Annotated in this window: 19 protein-coding genes; 2 read left to right on the top strand and 17 right to left on the bottom strand. The window is 63.4% G+C overall.

Going from position 1 to position 14,307, the window contains the following annotated elements; all coding sequences use genetic code 11:
- Positions 1–107 precede the first annotated feature (107 nt).
- The 15 genes from ABIC51_RS37705 to ABIC51_RS37635 form a co-directional block, all read right to left on the bottom strand.
- Positions 108–800: an AlbA family DNA-binding domain-containing protein gene (locus ABIC51_RS37705; protein WP_354006992.1), complete on the bottom strand. Its 693-nt coding sequence runs from the start codon at positions 798–800 to the stop codon at positions 108–110.
- Complete coding sequence (locus tag ABIC51_RS37700) at positions 797–2,653, bottom strand: site-specific integrase (RefSeq protein ID WP_354006991.1); 1,857 nt, start codon at positions 2,651–2,653, stop codon at positions 797–799. The genes ABIC51_RS37705 and ABIC51_RS37700 overlap by 4 nt, the downstream gene beginning before the upstream one ends.
- 3 nt (positions 2,654–2,656) lie before the next feature.
- On the bottom strand, positions 2,657–3,085 hold the full coding sequence (locus tag ABIC51_RS37695; RefSeq protein ID WP_354006990.1) for a hypothetical protein: 429 nt from the start codon (positions 3,083–3,085) through the stop codon (positions 2,657–2,659).
- A 24-nt stretch (positions 3,086–3,109) separates the two neighbouring features.
- The gene (locus ABIC51_RS37690; RefSeq protein WP_354006989.1) at positions 3,110–3,445 is read right to left on the bottom strand and encodes a hypothetical protein; all 336 of its coding nucleotides are present in this window, start codon (positions 3,443–3,445) and stop codon (positions 3,110–3,112) included.
- 37 nt (positions 3,446–3,482) lie between these two features.
- Positions 3,483–4,169: a hypothetical protein gene (locus ABIC51_RS37685; protein ID WP_354006988.1), complete on the bottom strand. Its 687-nt coding sequence runs from the start codon at positions 4,167–4,169 to the stop codon at positions 3,483–3,485.
- Between the two features lie 9 nt (positions 4,170–4,178).
- Positions 4,179–4,433, bottom strand: coding sequence for a hypothetical protein (locus ABIC51_RS37680; protein WP_354006987.1), 255 nt, complete (start codon positions 4,431–4,433; stop codon positions 4,179–4,181).
- 118 nt (positions 4,434–4,551) lie between these two features.
- Entirely contained in the window at positions 4,552–4,929 is a 378-nt protein-coding gene (locus ABIC51_RS37675) for a hypothetical protein (protein ID WP_354006986.1), read from the bottom strand.
- On the bottom strand, positions 4,926–5,666 hold the full coding sequence (locus ABIC51_RS37670) for a hypothetical protein (protein ID WP_354006985.1): 741 nt from the start codon (positions 5,664–5,666) through the stop codon (positions 4,926–4,928). Before ABIC51_RS37670 ends, ABIC51_RS37675 begins: the two co-directional genes overlap by 4 nt.
- A gap of 14 nt (positions 5,667–5,680) precedes the next feature.
- Positions 5,681–6,766 carry a hypothetical protein gene (locus ABIC51_RS37665; RefSeq protein ID WP_354006984.1) on the bottom strand — a complete coding sequence of 362 codons (1,086 nt, stop codon included), beginning with the start codon at positions 6,764–6,766 and terminating at the stop codon, positions 5,681–5,683.
- Positions 6,767–6,793: 27 nt separating this feature from the next.
- Entirely contained in the window at positions 6,794–7,135 is a 342-nt protein-coding gene (locus ABIC51_RS37660; RefSeq protein ID WP_354006983.1) for a hypothetical protein, read from the bottom strand.
- Positions 7,136–7,399: 264 nt separating this feature from the next.
- Positions 7,400–7,921, bottom strand: coding sequence for a hypothetical protein (locus ABIC51_RS37655; protein WP_354006982.1), 522 nt, complete (start codon positions 7,919–7,921; stop codon positions 7,400–7,402).
- 23 nt (positions 7,922–7,944) lie between these two features.
- Positions 7,945–8,151, bottom strand: a complete 207-nt coding sequence (locus tag ABIC51_RS37650; protein WP_354006981.1) for a hypothetical protein — start codon at positions 8,149–8,151, stop codon at positions 7,945–7,947.
- A 26-nt stretch (positions 8,152–8,177) separates the two neighbouring features.
- Complete coding sequence (locus tag ABIC51_RS37645; RefSeq protein WP_481193001.1) at positions 8,178–8,885, bottom strand: hypothetical protein; 708 nt, start codon at positions 8,883–8,885, stop codon at positions 8,178–8,180.
- A 207-nt stretch (positions 8,886–9,092) separates the two neighbouring features.
- Positions 9,093–9,581, bottom strand: coding sequence for a GNAT family N-acetyltransferase (locus tag ABIC51_RS37640; RefSeq protein WP_354006979.1), 489 nt, complete (start codon positions 9,579–9,581; stop codon positions 9,093–9,095).
- Entirely contained in the window at positions 9,578–9,847 is a 270-nt protein-coding gene (locus tag ABIC51_RS37635) for a type II toxin-antitoxin system TacA family antitoxin (protein WP_354006978.1), read from the bottom strand. The genes ABIC51_RS37640 and ABIC51_RS37635 overlap by 4 nt, the downstream gene beginning before the upstream one ends.
- A gap of 334 nt (positions 9,848–10,181) precedes the next feature.
- On the opposite strand from ABIC51_RS37635, the gene ABIC51_RS37630 reads away from it, so the two are divergent.
- Both ABIC51_RS37630 and ABIC51_RS37625 read left to right on the top strand, forming a co-directional pair.
- On the top strand, positions 10,182–10,637 hold the full coding sequence (locus ABIC51_RS37630; protein ID WP_354006977.1) for a hypothetical protein: 456 nt from the start codon (positions 10,182–10,184) through the stop codon (positions 10,635–10,637).
- A 48-nt stretch (positions 10,638–10,685) separates the two neighbouring features.
- Positions 10,686–11,105, top strand: a complete 420-nt coding sequence (locus ABIC51_RS37625; RefSeq protein WP_354006976.1) for a type II toxin-antitoxin system VapC family toxin — start codon at positions 10,686–10,688, stop codon at positions 11,103–11,105.
- A 1,021-nt stretch (positions 11,106–12,126) separates the two neighbouring features.
- Here the strand turns inward: ABIC51_RS37625 and ABIC51_RS37620 are convergent.
- Both ABIC51_RS37620 and ABIC51_RS37615 read right to left on the bottom strand, forming a co-directional pair.
- A complete protein-coding gene (locus tag ABIC51_RS37620; RefSeq protein ID WP_354006975.1) occupies positions 12,127–13,095 on the bottom strand; it encodes a ParB/RepB/Spo0J family partition protein in 969 nt (322 codons plus the stop codon).
- On the bottom strand, positions 13,092–14,300 hold the full coding sequence (locus ABIC51_RS37615; RefSeq protein WP_060280506.1) for a ParA family protein: 1,209 nt from the start codon (positions 14,298–14,300) through the stop codon (positions 13,092–13,094). Before ABIC51_RS37615 ends, ABIC51_RS37620 begins: the two co-directional genes overlap by 4 nt.
- Positions 14,301–14,307 lie beyond the last annotated feature (7 nt).

The raw sequence follows: 14,307 nt of genomic DNA, 5'->3' as shown, positions 1-14,307 counted from the left end.
GGTCGACAATCGTGTACGCGGCCAAGTGTGGCGCGTCAGTTTGGCGTGGCGGCAACCTCGCGCGACGTTTCGGTGAGCTCCTTTTCGGCCGGTCGACGACGCCCACTTCAAGGTTCGGGACGGAGAATCAGCATCGGCCTGTGTTCCCGCTCGTCGTGGCTAATCGAAACCCGCTCGAGCGGTTCGGAGATTGCCCAAGCAGGCGCGCCGGCGGCATACACGATTAGACGCACACGATGGGCGTCGCATCCTACTACTCGCCCTTCGCTCTGGTACCGAGCTCCCGGCGCAGGCATTGGACTATGGAAGCGTCGGCCGATCGCTTCAACCGTAAAGGGCTGATCTCTCATTCGCAGAATTGCGCCTGCCTTTTCGTTACGGCTCGCAATAAGCTCGTCGAATTGCTCGGCCGACGCATTGACCGACTCCGAGCCTACTCGCACGTACGCGGGTCCAGTGAAATGGGGACGTTCGTTACTCCCACTGACAACGACAGCCACGACCGTCTTGTCGTCGACCGTGAAGGCGTGGGACTCGTAGCATCGGATCGGTGGAAAGCAGTCCTCCGCTGCTTCGCGCACGCGCTTCTGGAGGCTGTCGGAGTTAGCTACGCCCGTGATCACCCCGTTCTTGTCCGCGACACCGATAAATAGAATCCCGACGTCATTCTGTTGAAGCGTGTTCGCAAAGGCACTCAGCGTCTGCCGCAATTCCGCTGGCCTTACGCCTTCTGATTTGCGCTCGACCTGTTGGTCTTCGTGGTCAACTAGGCGTTGCCGCAGTTCGGCATCGGTCATCATCGATGTTCCCCGTTGTCGCGAGCCAAACGTGCATGATATTTCGCTGCCTCTCGACGCATCCTGGCTTCCTCCGGTGACACATAAATTGACGTCGTACCGAGCGACGCGTGTCCGAGCGTGCGCTGCACGACCTCGAGCGCGACGCCGGCGGCCAGCATCTGGGTGCCGACCGTGTGCCGGAACGCGTGCGGCGACGTGCTCGATAGCTTGCGGCGCTCGGCCTCGCGCAGATCCGGCATAAATTCGAGCAGCTGCCCGATCGCCCATTGCGTGAGCCCGCGCGCACCGCGCACAGAATAGCCGCCACCGGTTGTGACGCCGGCGCTCTCTTCCTCGCAATCGACGGGTTCGCCGAATTTCTTGCGCGCACGCGGCGTCGGCGGGATGACCAGCGGCGCCACCAGGGGCAACCCGGGCGGCTTCGCCGCGGCCGCCGCGTCGAGATCCTGGCCGCGATCACGCCAGTGCGCACGCAGCGCGTCGACGCACTCGTCGCTGATCGGCACGTAGCGTTGCTTGTTGCCCTTCCCGATCACCTCAAGCAACCAGCTGGCCGGCGCGTCGTCATCCGCCGGCATCCAGACGAGTCCCGTACGCGTCGCCGCGGCCGCCTCGGCGACCCGCAGGCCGCCATCCCCCATCAGCAGCAGCAACGCACGCGCGGCGCGCCAGCGCGGCCCGCTCGGACCCTGCAGCTGACTCCGTTCGGCCAGCGTTGCGCGCACTCGCGTCCAGAGGTCGAGCGGTAGCGCCCGCTCCACCTGCAGCTTACGCACGCGCCTGACGACGCTCGGATCGGAGACCGCCGCCCAAGGATTGCCAGCCAAGTATCGCACCGCCACCAGCCAAGTGAATGCCGCGCGGATCGCGCGTACCGCGTAGCGCTGGCTTTCCGGAGACAGGCCGCCGGGCGCGAACGGCCGCCACTGGCGACTCGTGCGCGCGACCGGCGGCCCCGTAAAGCGCTCGCCCGGCGCGGCGAGAAATGCCTTGTACGCTTCGCAATCCTCGACCCGCATTGACGACAGCGCGACGCCGCGTTCCGCCACGCACCACAGCACGAGGCGCTCGAGCTCCTTCCTGTAGACCCGCTGCGTCGCGGCCCGATCGTCGTATCGGTGCAGGTACGCGCGTATCGCATCCAGATCGTGCTCAGCGCCCAAATACGCGAACACGGGTGCCCGGTTGGCACCGTGAGCGCCGGACAGCGCGTCGGGCAGAGCGAGGCGCTCGAGCGGGGCCAGCTGTCCGGCGCTGGCGGTGACGCTTGCCGCAGTCGGCGCGAGCGCGTCGCCGGCGTCGACGTCGACCTCGACGGCCGCGCCGATCGACGACGCGTGACGCCTCAACCAGGCGGCCAGCACGCGGGCACGACCGACGCCGATACGGGGCACCGATCGCCACCACTGGCCGCCGCGGCGGTTCACGAAGGCGACGAGCTCCCCGAGCGTGCGGATCCCCTCGCCTTCCAGGCGCGCGGCGATGAGCGGCCGGAACCAGCGACCGACAGGGTGATCGCCCTGCGGCTGCGCGACCGCCCACTGCCCGGCCACCTGCTCGATCAGCTGCAGCGACACAGGCGTCAGGCGCGGCTCGCCGTATTTCTCGATCGCCGCCTGCAGGTGGGATTTCAATACGGGCGAACCGTCGCGCAGTGCGGCCGCGACCAGGTCGTCGCGCATCGTGCGCAGCAGCTGCGCGACGTCGACCGGCTCATCCGCATCGCGGTCGAAGTACAGCCGCTCGATCGTCTCGATTGGCAGGCCTTTCACGCGCGCGCGCAGCGCCGTGAATTCGGTGCGGCAGTAGCTGCGCAACGGCATCTGGGCCAGCTGCTGGGGGCGGTTCGCCATGGTTCAGCCTGCAGGAATGGGTGATGCGATCGTGTCGGCCGTTGTGACGCGCTGAAGCCGCTCGAACGCGGCGACATAGCGATGCATCGGTACCGCGGCCAGCTGCGCGTCCAGACGCGCGAGCGCATGCTCGACCGCGGCGCGCTCGAGGTCGCTCAGCGCACCCGGACCGCCGCGCTCGGCGCGGTCGATGCAGTTGTGGATTGCCGCCTCGGCGCGCCGACATGGTGCCGGAACCGCCTGATCGAGGAAGTACGCGAGGTAGATCGCATTCAGCAGCGTCGCCAGCTGCGCGACGTCGGCGTGCGCATCGCGCAGCGCCGCGAGCGCCAGGTGGTGCTTCAGCTGGATCCGGCGCAGCTCAGCGGCCGGGATCGGCAGCAGCTGCGCACGGGTCAGCGGCCTGCGAGTACGGGAGGTAGCTTTTCTCATCAGCTTTCATGACTCAGCGAGTCGTCACTCGACCAGCGCGGGTCGAGTGACCCCGAAGGCGTCGGCCCAGCTTTCGTCCGTGACTTTGTCTAGCGTGGCAATCGCCACCGCGCGCGACGCGTCGATGCTCGACGCCTCACTCTTCGGCACGTGCATGCCTGTCAGCACGTCGGAAACCGCATAGCAAAGGACATCATCGTGCCCGACGATCGCATGGACGGCCCATGTCCGTCCGCGGTGCTGGAACGGTATACGGATCACTTCGACATCGCCCGTCCGCATGGCGAGCGAGAACACCACGCCCTGGACATACTGCGGCGCCGGCCTGGCCGGCGGCTTTTTGCTAGTGGTACGAGCCATGACGTCAACTCCAAATCGGAATGGGATGTTCGATCAATTACGCGCGGTGGCTGCTGCTTCGCTTTCGCGCTGCAATATCCTGAGGCGATATCAACCCGTCGTCGGAGAACGCCCAGCCGACAAATCCGACCAGCGATATCGCTTGAAGCGAGAACAATTCGCTACCGTAATCCAATTGCCGCCCGTGCAGCACTTGGTGCCTGCTCAGAAAGCCGGGCCGTGGCTTTGCCATTGGGTGGCTCTCCATCAGCGCCGATAGAAACGTGATCCCGTGATGGCGCTCGGGGTTCTTTTCGATCCAGCCTGCAATTTCTGGGCGGTTTTGATGAACATTGAACAACGACTTACCTGTGTCGTCCCTCCCTATCCCTTCGGCTGTTGCCAGCATGAGCGGAATGCATGCCAGATAGCGGCCTTCTCTGTGGAGTTCGAAAGCCTCGCTGACAATATCGGCACGCGGCGGATAGTCGTGGGCGATCCGGCGTTGGATGTCACCGAGGAGCGCGCGAGTCGATTCGGACATCAATGTGTCCAGCTCGGCAACGTTGGAACCGCAGTTCTCGATTTCCTCGAACAGCCGAGCTTCCGACTCCGGTTGAATGAACCAGTTGTGTACAGACGCGTGTCGGATCGCCCGCTCGTGTGCGCCAAAAAACGAGTTCCACCCCTGGCCACCGGTGAGAATCCATTCGGTTTTCGTCAATATATCGCGCGGATCAATCATGTTGTTTTCCTATGCTCCGAGGCGCGTGCTTCGCGCCGCATTTCGAATTCGCGACGCTGCCCTCTTCGGTGTATCGTTGATGCCCGTCCAATCGTGGTGCCACCAAGCAATCAGCTCGGCCGCGATGCCGATCGTACGTGCTGCTACGACGTCGCGAATTTCGTCCGCAACCTCTTCCCACCATGCTGAACCTTCAGCGTCGCTGGCACTGGGATCTATTGCCTGTCGATAGATCTCCTTAGCCATATCGAGCGTGATTTGCATCGCGTTATCCTTTTCCGTTTGCCGTCGAGCTACATGGGAACATACAAGGCGTCGTAGCAGATTTTCAAACCGCGTCACTGGAGGGCTCGAGCCGCAGCATGACGCTTGCACTTTCAATTCAAATGTTGCCCTCTGCTTCGTCGAGCAGTTTGATTGGGCCTGCATTCCACGCCCGCCACACATTGCCGTAGACGACGTCAACCAGTCGGTCAAAGGTGTCTCCAAATTGGCCTCGCATGACCTGGATTGCGCGGCACGCCGCGATCATCTGGATGTGCCATACGAATCGCGACGTGTCGTTGTCGTACTCGGCCCATTTCGCGCGGTCGCTCAAGTCATCGAGAATCCCCTGCACCTCCCTCTCCAGTGCATCGAGTCCTGGACCACGTGGGTTCGGCTCAAGCTTCCGGGCGACCCGAATCTCGGCGAGGGCACTCCATAGCCAAACTTGGGCGTCGGTCCGATCCTGTTCGATATTCCACGGGTCACGGGTCATCGCGAGTGTCCTCCCTGGCCGATCGCTTGTCGCAGGCGCGCAGTCCACTTCCGCCGCGCGGCATGAAAGCAAATCCGCATCGGCACCTGGGCGCACCGTTGCTTGGCCAGTAGGTAGCGCGCAAACGCCCCTACCCGCCAAATCGGTGGCCGCTTCCTACCCGCGATCGCCTGTTCGTGAATGTTTCGCTCAATATCGCGCTCGTACTGACTGAGTTGTCGACGCGGAAGACCGAACTGTCGCCGGAGTACGTTGGCGAGTGCGAGCGCACGATCCGCGACGTCATATGCGCGGCGCTCAATGAGCTCGATCGCGTAGCTGGGACCATAGAACTCCGAGTCGTACCACTCGCCAACCTGCCGGTTCACTGCCGCGATCTCGCGCTGCAGGTCGCGGTAGCTCGCTTCTTGCGACAAGTGCCGCGCCCCCTGGCCGGTCGTCGCCATTTCGACCAGTTCGGGCAGAGCAAACTCAAAGTGTTCGGGCTGGCTCTCTGGTGAGATCTGTGCGATCGCAAAGGCATTCTCGTTGATCAGTTGTCGACAGCGATAGGCGTACGCTTCGAGCTGCTCGGCATTGTCGAGTGCCCGGCGGCCACTGTCCGTCAGGGCGATCACGCGCGCCCGATAGACGTCGAGCCCCCACTTCCCGACCGCGCCGACGATGCCGAGCACCCCCAGCAACGTCGCGCCGGTGAACAGGCCGTTGTGATCCGACTTTTCGGGTTCGCTGGCCATCGCAGAGATCTCCGTCAAAACCCGTATTGATCGTCGCCCCAGCGCCGCAGCACCCGGTAGTCGTGCTCGGGCAGCACGATCAGGCCCGCCTCGGCCGCCTCCAGCACGCGCTCCATCTGCCCGCTCAGGATCAGGTTCCCGTGCAGACCGTAGAAGTACCAGGAGAAGCGATGGCCGATGCGCTCGTCGAACTGCGTCAGCTTCCCGTACAGGCTGTACACGTCCAGCTTCGCGGTGTTCTTCAGCGCCGCGGTCTTGCGCGTGTGGGTCCAGCGCGGTATGAAATCCATCGCGCGGCCGGTACGCGGATCGGTGTAGTCCTCGGTGCTGAAAACCCAGCGCTGACAGACGCGCTCGCCCGCCTGGCCGGCGCTTGACGCAGCCCAGTCGTCGAAGAAGCGGCGGCCGCGCCATTGTTGGTTGTCGTAGCCCGGCGTGAGCTCGCGCACACTGACCACCCGCGATTCGCCCGTGTCGAGGTTCCGCTCGACCAACTCCTGATCGCCGTCGCGCTGCCGGCGCTCGTTATGAGTCGTCTCGGCAAGCGCCGCAAAGTGCTTCATGTCGATCACCGCCTCGAGCCGATAGCGCGGCGATCCGAGCGTGCGTCGCTCGAAGCGAGCGACCGGCATGTCGTGCCAGCCGGACTGCAATTCATGCACATCCGGCACGCGCCACGGCGTGCTGCGCGGAAACACCTCGCGCTCGACGAATTCCTGTTCTTCCCAGATCTCGAGCTGCACGAAATTGTCCTGGTCACCGCCACGGTCAAACACGAAGCAGTGCAACAGCGGCTGGACCTCGACCAATTGGTAGCCGGAATCCCGGTGCGCGAGCAACACGTCCTCCACCGAGCCGCCGTGCGCGTCGAGCTGGGCGTCGATCCACGCGTGATAGTCGGCTGCGATCTCGCGGCCGTCTGCATCGATCACGCGGGCCGGCCGTTCAGAGAACTCGTCGCGTGTGACCGCGTAGCGCGCGCCGCGATAGTCGGTGCGGGTCGCAAACGTGGTCAGCAGCGCGGCGTGCTTCGACGTGACCGGGGTTGCCGCGACGACCGTCGCGAGCACGTCGGTGTGCAGTTCGTATTCTTTGCGCATTGCGCGCTCCTGTCAGAGTGAGTCGGGTTACCAGCCAATCTGCCGGGCCAGGTAGTCGGGATCGACGGCGAGCCAGAGCGTATGGGGCTCGCGTTCGGCGCCGGCACGCAACAGAACCTCGACGCCCTTTTTCCCCCACTTCGTGCGGGGCGTGATGCCGACAACTTGATCGGTGCGCAAGAAGTGCGGCCCGCTGTCGTCGACGATCCGAACGGCGATCGGCTTGGTCGCGCCGATCCGGTGATGGACCTTGCCGGCCACGATCACGTAGCGAAACGGGTCATCGCTGCTCGTGCCGGGGAACAACCGCTGCGCGTCGGCCAGCTGCGAATCGGACAACTCGTCGTAGGTCGTGATGATCTCGGTCATGGTCTCGCTCTCTCGATCCTTGTCGGCGGGCAGGTGCTCGCGGGAGCAGTCGCGCGCGGTAAGTCTGCCGAATGCCCGCCCCTCTCGGGGCGGGCGGGGTTGTCAGTGGAGCATCGGTCCGAACAGCAGGCCCAGCTTGACGCTCCAGTACAGCAGTTGGACGCCGGCGGCTGCGCAGTTCAGCCAGAGAGTCACCGTTTCGCGTTTCATCGGGGCACACCCTTTTCCAGTTAATGTGCCCCGTATAGGTGTTCAAACTGATGATTACCGCGACGCAGACGCATTATTTCGCGGAAACCGAGTCACCCCTCTAATTGTGCGATTTCCCGTCACCGTGTCGCCGTGTTCTCGCCCATCGCTGCCGCGTCGAACGCGGCTTGGTATCTGGGCGCCAGCACATCCCAGCTGTCCGGATAGTCGGCAGGAAGCGCCGACCGCAATCGGGTATAGAGCGCCTCGCCCGAAGTGGCCGCCGATACGTCGTGTGCGCCACGCGGGAGGACCGCGCCAACATCTCGGTTCACCCGATGCGTGCTCGGTCCCATCGATTTCGCGCAGCAATGCACGGGCGGCCGCCAGCTCGCCGTAGACATGTTCCATCGCAGCGGACCAACCATGTGCGAAGGCCGGCTTCCCGATCTCGCCGTAGCCCACGGTTTCCGGCACCCCTGCCTTCACGGCCTCGAGCACGCAGCGCAGCTCGTTGAGCACGCCGCTATGGGTGTAGAGGCCCGCGCGGCTCAGCTGAGCATCTGCGTTGGCGATCGCTTCGGTTTTGGCGTTCATTGTGATCTCCGGTATCGGGGCGTTCAGGCGGCAGCGACCTTCGCGGCGCACGCTTCGGCCAGCGCGCGAGCATCGGTCGCCCACGGGGTCGCGCCGGCCTCCTCGGCCGCGTTGCGCAGGAAGTGCGCGGCGTCCTGCCAGTCGCCGGCGGACACGGCTTTCCACGCCAAGCGGCAGCGCGTCACCTGGTCGTCGGGTGCGTCCAGCAGCAGGTCGTAGGCAGTTTTCATCGTCGCTCCTGGTGCAGGCGTTTCGGTCAGCGGCGCGGCGCGCGCTGCTCGAGGTGGATCACGTTCGACCGCGCAAACGTCACGCGCTCCGGAATGAAGAAGCCGCGGTATTCGTCGCCGGCGTCGGCCGCGCCGACAAATTCCGTCACATACGCACCGTAGCTCGCTTCGTCGGCGAGGCCATCGTGCACGCGATCCAGGCACACGGTCGCGCGCAGGCGCGGGCCGTCGACCGGCTGCAGCTCGACCACGTCGCCTCGCTCGATCGTGTCGCGCGGGCGATCGCGCAGCGCGTCGCAACCGCGCGTCATCGGGTCCGGCGCCGGCGCGAAGTCGCTCGGATAGCGATAGCCCCAGGCGCGGCGCAGCAGCGGCCAGGCGTTGGTCGGTATCGGCGCTTCGCCCGCCTCCCAGCGCTGCACCTGACGCGGCAGCACGCCCAACAGCGCGGCGGCCTGCGCCTGGGTGCGCCGGCCACGCAAGCGCAGGGCCTTGAAGGCAGCTGCGGTCGGCGCCGGTGCCGCGTCGGCCGGATGCGTCGCGCCGGGGCCGGGTGGGTCGCCGGCGAACCCGGGCGGCAGGCCGTCGAGCGTCACGCCCCCGTCCCACTCGAGCGCGACGATCGCACCGCACTGGGGGCACGCCATGCCCTCGCCTTCGCGTGAGTCATCGGGTCGGCGCGTCTCGCCACGGTGGCCGCAGGCCGGGCATCGGTACACGTACAACACCGACATGAAGCCTCCTGAACAGAACCCGTCTTAAAGACGTATGAACCAGCATAGCACGTCTTAAAGACGTGTCAAGGACCCGTTGTAAAGCGCCCTCCGGGGTTTTCGAGAATTAAACGCAATGCCGATAAGCAGAGTTATCGGCATTGACGGTGCGCTTCAAAAACCCGGCCGCAACCGGGTTAACATCGACGCATAATGCGGCGACCACGCCTACTTTATCGTCGCCAACGGCAAAAACAACGCCAACGGATCGTGCGTGAGGGACTGGAAGCCAAAGTGTCCATAGAACGCCGCAGCGCCCTCGTCCTTCGCGTCGACGGTCAAAGCGACGGCCGGGATCTCCGAGCTGGCGGCCCGTCGCAGGGCATTGACCAGCAATGCCGCACCCAGTCCCCTCCCGCGATACCGGCGATCGACGGCCAGCCGGCCCATGCGCACCGCCGGGATTGCGGGATAGCGCGGCAGCTTGCGCGCCACCTCCCGGGGCAAATCGGCCAACGCGATGCTAGCGGCCGACAGCGTGTAGTAGCCCACGACGACATTGCTATCGAGCATCACAAAGCACGCGGCCACTCGACGCCGAACGTCCTGCGTCACCGTTTCGCGCAAGTAGCGGTCGAGCGCCGCCGTGCCACATTCAAAATCGGTGCGATTATGGGCCGCGCCGAGCACGGCCACCGTCAGCTGCGGACCGGTCATTCGTTACGCAGCAGTTGGTCGTGACGATCGAGTGCACGCTGCAATGCGTCCGTGGGCTTGGCGGGCGACAGAATCGCCGCGACGAAGCGCTCCGAATCCGCCACCGACAGACGAATCACTTCCGCATCGGAAATGGCACGTTGCGCGGCTTCGCGCGCGGCGGAGACGACGAAGTCCGACATCGTGCGGCCCTGGATTTCGGCGGCCCGACGGATCACCGACAGCACGTCGGTCTCGACGCGCGCTTCAAAGCGGGTAGTAGCCATAGGGTGTTACCTCCTCGCGTCACTGTACGGAAAATTGCCGGGCACGTCAAGATGTACGGAAAATTGCCGGGTTGATTCAGGGTGACGGAATGGAACCGGCATTCGCCAATGCGTTCATCCCGTGAAGCGGCTGCCGGATGCAGCCTCACGGACAGTTGGGTGAGCCGTCGCCGCGGAGTGAGGCACGCAGCCCGGGGCCACTATGCGATGGGCATGCCACCATCAAACGCCCATCTGATAAGCAGAGTTATCAGATGTGCCATTTCTTGGCCCGGCTCGACGGCCGAAACTCCGTGTTGTATAAAGATATATCTTCATACAGCACGGTTGGACCATGACGTTCTTCACGCCGGCCGATCACGACGACGCCGTGCAGGCCATGCTCGACCACCCCGACGTCGGCAGCCGCCACCTGCGCGGCCTGATGAGCGGCATCAAGCGTCGCGCGCGGGCGCGCACGGTGATCGCGTTCGTGCAGGCGATCGCCCCACCCCCGCCGGACGTGACCATCACCACCACGCGGCAGCTGATGCGCGTGCTGTTCGGCCACGCGGTGTCGGTCAACGACCTGCACCGCCACTTCGCCACGCCCGGCCGCCGCGCGAACGACCGGGCCGACCCCGAGGCGCTCTCCGCCTGGCTGACGGATCACCGGGAGCGGCTGGCGGCCGACGCCGAGGAGCAGATGGCCGCGCTCGAGCTCGCCTGGCAGCGGTTCAGGGCCGCGGCGGCAGATGCGGCCGGCGAGATCCGCACCGTCAGCCGGCGCGAATGGCGCGGCGTCAGGTAGCGGGTTACCGCCTATGCTGTATCGCGATATATCTCTCTACAGCACTGAATGGTTGATGAAAAAGGCGGCCGGGGTCGGGTTCTGGTACGGTGGCCGACCAATGACGACCTCAACCAGGTCGCATGCATATGTGAACTGTTCTCGGCCTCGGCGGTGCAACCCGAAGCGTTCTACGAGCCTGTGACCGTGATGCTCGGGTTCGAATGGGTGCTGCGGTCAAGCTACCGATTCGAGCGCCCGCAAATCTTGACAGCGCTCACGGCGCTGCTTGAAACGCGGGAACTGAGCTTTGAGGAGAAAGGCGCGCTCGAACGTGCACTGCACCTGTATCGCGAACACGGCGGAGATTTCGCTGACTGCCTGCACTTCGGTCAGGCCGGCGCCGCGAGCCGGGTGCCGTTGCTTACGTTCGACCAGCGGGCGACACGCTGCCCCGGCGCCCAAAACCTCGATCCGCGGCTCAAGTAGCTACACAATGTCCCGGCGGAGAGGTGCTGTGGGTCAACTATGGCTGAGCTGGATTGTCACCACCGCGTCAAGAATGTTGACGTTCTCCAAGCCCTCGCAGCCCCCTCGCCATGAACGCCGAAGCAGCCCCAACCGAGACCCTCCATCTTCTAGATTGCAATGTCGTCTCGCTTATCAAAAAAGCGAACAGCGGCGAAGAGCACTTTGACAAGAGGAGCTTGGCTGCGCTCGAGAACCTTCGCGCGATCGACTTACCGCAACATGCTTTCGTGCCCGCTACTTTCCATCATGGAAGGAGAGGGCCGACGGGATGGCGAAGACCGACGGTTAGGCTTTGTCGACGAACAGGAGGCGCTAGCGAAGGAAACTTTCGCGGTCGCCTGGTTCTCCAAGGATGCACCAGTCGACTCGGAATACCTTCGCCGGTTTCGCGCGAGCTTCGTCTTTCGCACATGCGTGAAAGGAAGCCATTGGGATGAAAGGGTTGCTTTCTACAGTGAAGCCATTTCGCTTGTTGAGGATAGGGTCGCCAAAACCAGATGTAGAGCGATCGACCAAGGTTCAATTCCGCACGCTAGATGAAGGTCTTGAGGAAGTACTTGGGTGCATGAAGTTCGCCGACTGTCGGATTGCTCTGACTGGTCAACTGCGTATGAAGATTCGCTATCTGCCAGGATTGTTCCTGAGCTTGCCGTGTCTGATGTCGTAGCTATGTTGGCGCGCCTGACGGGTGAGGCCGGCATTCTCGGGCTCACCTGCGCGCGAACGAGAGAAGCAGGCAGCCATAGCCAAGCCATGGAGGTTGAGGTCCGATCGCGTGTCCCTATTAGGGACACGCGCTATCTCGCAGTTTCGTTACATCTATCCAAGCACCCTCGGCCCGTGAGTGTCCCTAATAGAGACACCGCATTAAGGTTTCCCTTCGCGACAGCGATGCTTACGACTGTCGCCTGTCCGTGTCCCTAGTAGGGACACGAAAAAAGCCCGCGCACGGCGGGCTTGATGTGCTATCAGGAACGAATCACTCGTTCGGCGCGAACAGTTGCGCGATCAGGGCCCGGATTTGCTCTTCTTTCTCCGCAGTGAGCATCCCCGCTTTAATCTTGACCGTGAATCCGCCCGCGTCCTTGGTAATCGAACCCGCCTGGTTTTTTCCAGCAAAAATCTTTTCGATATTTCGATCGCTCATGGCCCCGGCCTTGCCGTCGCTCTCGATCGCGTGCTTGATCGTCTTCGCAAGCTTGGTTTGATCGAGGTCGCCGGCAACTACCTGCGACCACAACTCTTGGGTAATTTCGAATGCCCGGCCTTCGCGGTTGCGCAGCACGGAAACGACTTGCTCCGCCGCATTGGCGCCGAGCAGTCGCGGTTGGATATCCAAGTCCTTGACGACGAATCCGGGCAAATCAGCGAAGGCCAAATAGCGGTAGAGCTCCGATCGCGAGATGCCGAGTGCCTCAGCCATGCGCTTGCGGTTCGGAAACTCTTTCTCCGTTTCGCGGATCGAGCGGGAAACCTCGTAGTCCGTAAGGCCGTCGCGCACCACGTTCTCGACCAAGGCCAGCATCGCCATGTCTTCGTCGGAGAGGTCGACAATCACAACTTTGATCGTGTCCTTCCCGATCATCTTGTGCGCACGCCAGCGACGCTCGCCGGCGACAATCTGGTAGCCGGATGCCGCTCGACGTACAACGATCGGCTGGATTAGCCCAGCTTCTCGAATCGATTCTGCGAGTTCAGTTAGTTTCGCTTCGTTGAATACGCGTCGCGGTTGCCACGGGTTCGGAACAATTTCCGCGATCGGCAACTCAGACGAACCGCTGCCTTTCTCGAGCTCCAGTACGCGCTTCTGCACGGTAGCGAGAGCAGCGGCCATACCCGGTGCCGTGCGCGGTGACGCCGGCTTATCCGGTTGCTGCTCGAGCGGGATGTCTTTCGCGGGGCGTAGGTCCGCGGTCTTGCTCATCATGCGTTCACGCAAGCTGCTCATGCTTCAGCCCTCCATTGCGTCACGTATTGGTCGTCGATCCACTTGCAGTAATCCATCAATGGTTGCTTCACTCGTGCCAAGGTTTTCGTAACGCCGTCAGAGCGCGACAAATCAAAGACTGTCGAGAACGCGAGTGCACCATTGCTCATCACGGAACTCGCTGGAATTTCCGTCGTTGCGAGCCAATCGCCGTACGCGCGCTGTGCCCATGACCGAACTACCGGCGCCGATGACGTGGTGCCGTAATCGACTTTCGAAAGCAGCACCGAGATGAAATCGTAGGTCTTGTCGACCTCGTGCTCGACGAAACCGGCCGCAACCTCGGAGAACAGCGACCAGAAGGATACGGACGAAATGAAGTCAAGGCTCTCAGGAACCAGCGGCATCACCATCGCGTCCGCTGCCATCAGGCCGTTGAGTGTCATGTACGACAGCGACGGCGCGGTGTCGAGGATGATGTAGTCGTAATGCGCGCGCAGCGGTTCAATCCCCCGACGCAACACCGACCAAAATTCGTATTCGGGATTTTCCTTCTGCGCCGTCGGCAAATGGAACTCGGCGTCATGCAGATAGTTGTGGGACGGGATCACGTCGAGGCCGTCCCAATACGTGGTCTGGACCTTCGCGCCCAAGCCGCCTTCGATCGCCGGATCGTAAATGAACGGGAGCACCGTGTCCTCCCATGTCACGTCCTTCTCGGCATAGAGGCCACAGAGCTCCGATAAGGACGCTTGCGGATCCAGATCGATAACCAGGACGCGTCGGCCACGCAGGCTCAAGCCTTGCGCGATGCACATCGTGGTTGTCGTCTTACACGACCCCCCTTTGAAGTTGGCCGTGATCAACACGCGGCCGCGGTGGTGGCCTTGGCCAGTAACGAGCGCCGTCTGGTGGACGTTCGATACCTGCTGCACCCAGGTGCGCGCCTCCGCAAGCGTGAAAATTCGAGACCGCCCCGTGCCGTGGGCTTCACCCGGCGGCAAACTGCCGCCTTCCTTTGTTGCTAGGTAATTAATCTTCTGACGATCGATGCCGCACATGTCGGTCAATTCACCGATTGTGAAGACCGGCGCAGTCTTACGCGGTCGCGGGGCTAAGATTTGATCGCGAAGCTCGTCGGTCATGACGGACAGTCGCTTGGCGAACTCCCCGAGTTGGGAGAGTTTCACGTGCCGCTCGACGGCCGGCAACTCGCTCATTTTCATTGGACGG

It is taken from the genome of Burkholderia sp. 572 (genome assembly GCF_040545135.1).
Classification (GTDB): Bacteria; Pseudomonadota; Gammaproteobacteria; order Burkholderiales; family Burkholderiaceae; genus Burkholderia; species Burkholderia cepacia.
The sequence above is the reverse complement of the archived record's forward strand: the minus strand, read 5'-3'. Positions and strand labels throughout refer to the sequence as shown.

What these genes read in the sequence shown, in the direction of transcription:
- ABIC51_RS37705 (WP_354006992.1), bottom strand. Translation starts at nt 800, where the DNA reads ATGATGACCGATGCCGAACTGCGGCAACGCCTAGTTGACCACGAAGAC.
- ABIC51_RS37700 (WP_354006991.1), bottom strand. Translation starts at nt 2,653, where the DNA reads ATGGCGAACCGCCCCCAGCAGCTGGCCCAGATGCCGTTGCGCAGCTAC.
- ABIC51_RS37695 (WP_354006990.1), bottom strand. Translation starts at nt 3,085, where the DNA reads ATGAGAAAAGCTACCTCCCGTACTCGCAGGCCGCTGACCCGTGCGCAG.
- ABIC51_RS37690 (WP_354006989.1), bottom strand. Translation starts at nt 3,445, where the DNA reads ATGGCTCGTACCACTAGCAAAAAGCCGCCGGCCAGGCCGGCGCCGCAG.
- ABIC51_RS37685 (WP_354006988.1), bottom strand. Translation starts at nt 4,169, where the DNA reads ATGATTGATCCGCGCGATATATTGACGAAAACCGAATGGATTCTCACC.
- ABIC51_RS37680 (WP_354006987.1), bottom strand. Translation starts at nt 4,433, where the DNA reads ATGCAAATCACGCTCGATATGGCTAAGGAGATCTATCGACAGGCAATA.
- ABIC51_RS37675 (WP_354006986.1), bottom strand. Translation starts at nt 4,929, where the DNA reads ATGACCCGTGACCCGTGGAATATCGAACAGGATCGGACCGACGCCCAA.
- ABIC51_RS37670 (WP_354006985.1), bottom strand. Translation starts at nt 5,666, where the DNA reads ATGGCCAGCGAACCCGAAAAGTCGGATCACAACGGCCTGTTCACCGGC.
- ABIC51_RS37665 (WP_354006984.1), bottom strand. Translation starts at nt 6,766, where the DNA reads ATGCGCAAAGAATACGAACTGCACACCGACGTGCTCGCGACGGTCGTC.
- ABIC51_RS37660 (WP_354006983.1), bottom strand. Translation starts at nt 7,135, where the DNA reads ATGACCGAGATCATCACGACCTACGACGAGTTGTCCGATTCGCAGCTG.
- ABIC51_RS37655 (WP_354006982.1), bottom strand. Translation starts at nt 7,921, where the DNA reads ATGAACGCCAAAACCGAAGCGATCGCCAACGCAGATGCTCAGCTGAGC.
- ABIC51_RS37650 (WP_354006981.1), bottom strand. Translation starts at nt 8,151, where the DNA reads ATGAAAACTGCCTACGACCTGCTGCTGGACGCACCCGACGACCAGGTG.
- ABIC51_RS37645 (WP_481193001.1), bottom strand. Translation starts at nt 8,885, where the DNA reads ATGTCGGTGTTGTACGTGTACCGATGCCCGGCCTGCGGCCACCGTGGC.
- ABIC51_RS37640 (WP_354006979.1), bottom strand. Translation starts at nt 9,581, where the DNA reads ATGACCGGTCCGCAGCTGACGGTGGCCGTGCTCGGCGCGGCCCATAAT.
- ABIC51_RS37635 (WP_354006978.1), bottom strand. Translation starts at nt 9,847, where the DNA reads ATGGCTACTACCCGCTTTGAAGCGCGCGTCGAGACCGACGTGCTGTCG.
- ABIC51_RS37630 (WP_354006977.1), top strand. Translation starts at nt 10,182, where the DNA reads ATGACGTTCTTCACGCCGGCCGATCACGACGACGCCGTGCAGGCCATG.
- ABIC51_RS37625 (WP_354006976.1), top strand. Translation starts at nt 10,686, where the DNA reads ATGGTTGATGAAAAAGGCGGCCGGGGTCGGGTTCTGGTACGGTGGCCG.
- ABIC51_RS37620 (WP_354006975.1), bottom strand. Translation starts at nt 13,095, where the DNA reads ATGAGCAGCTTGCGTGAACGCATGATGAGCAAGACCGCGGACCTACGC.
- ABIC51_RS37615 (WP_060280506.1), bottom strand. Translation starts at nt 14,300, where the DNA reads ATGAAAATGAGCGAGTTGCCGGCCGTCGAGCGGCACGTGAAACTCTCC.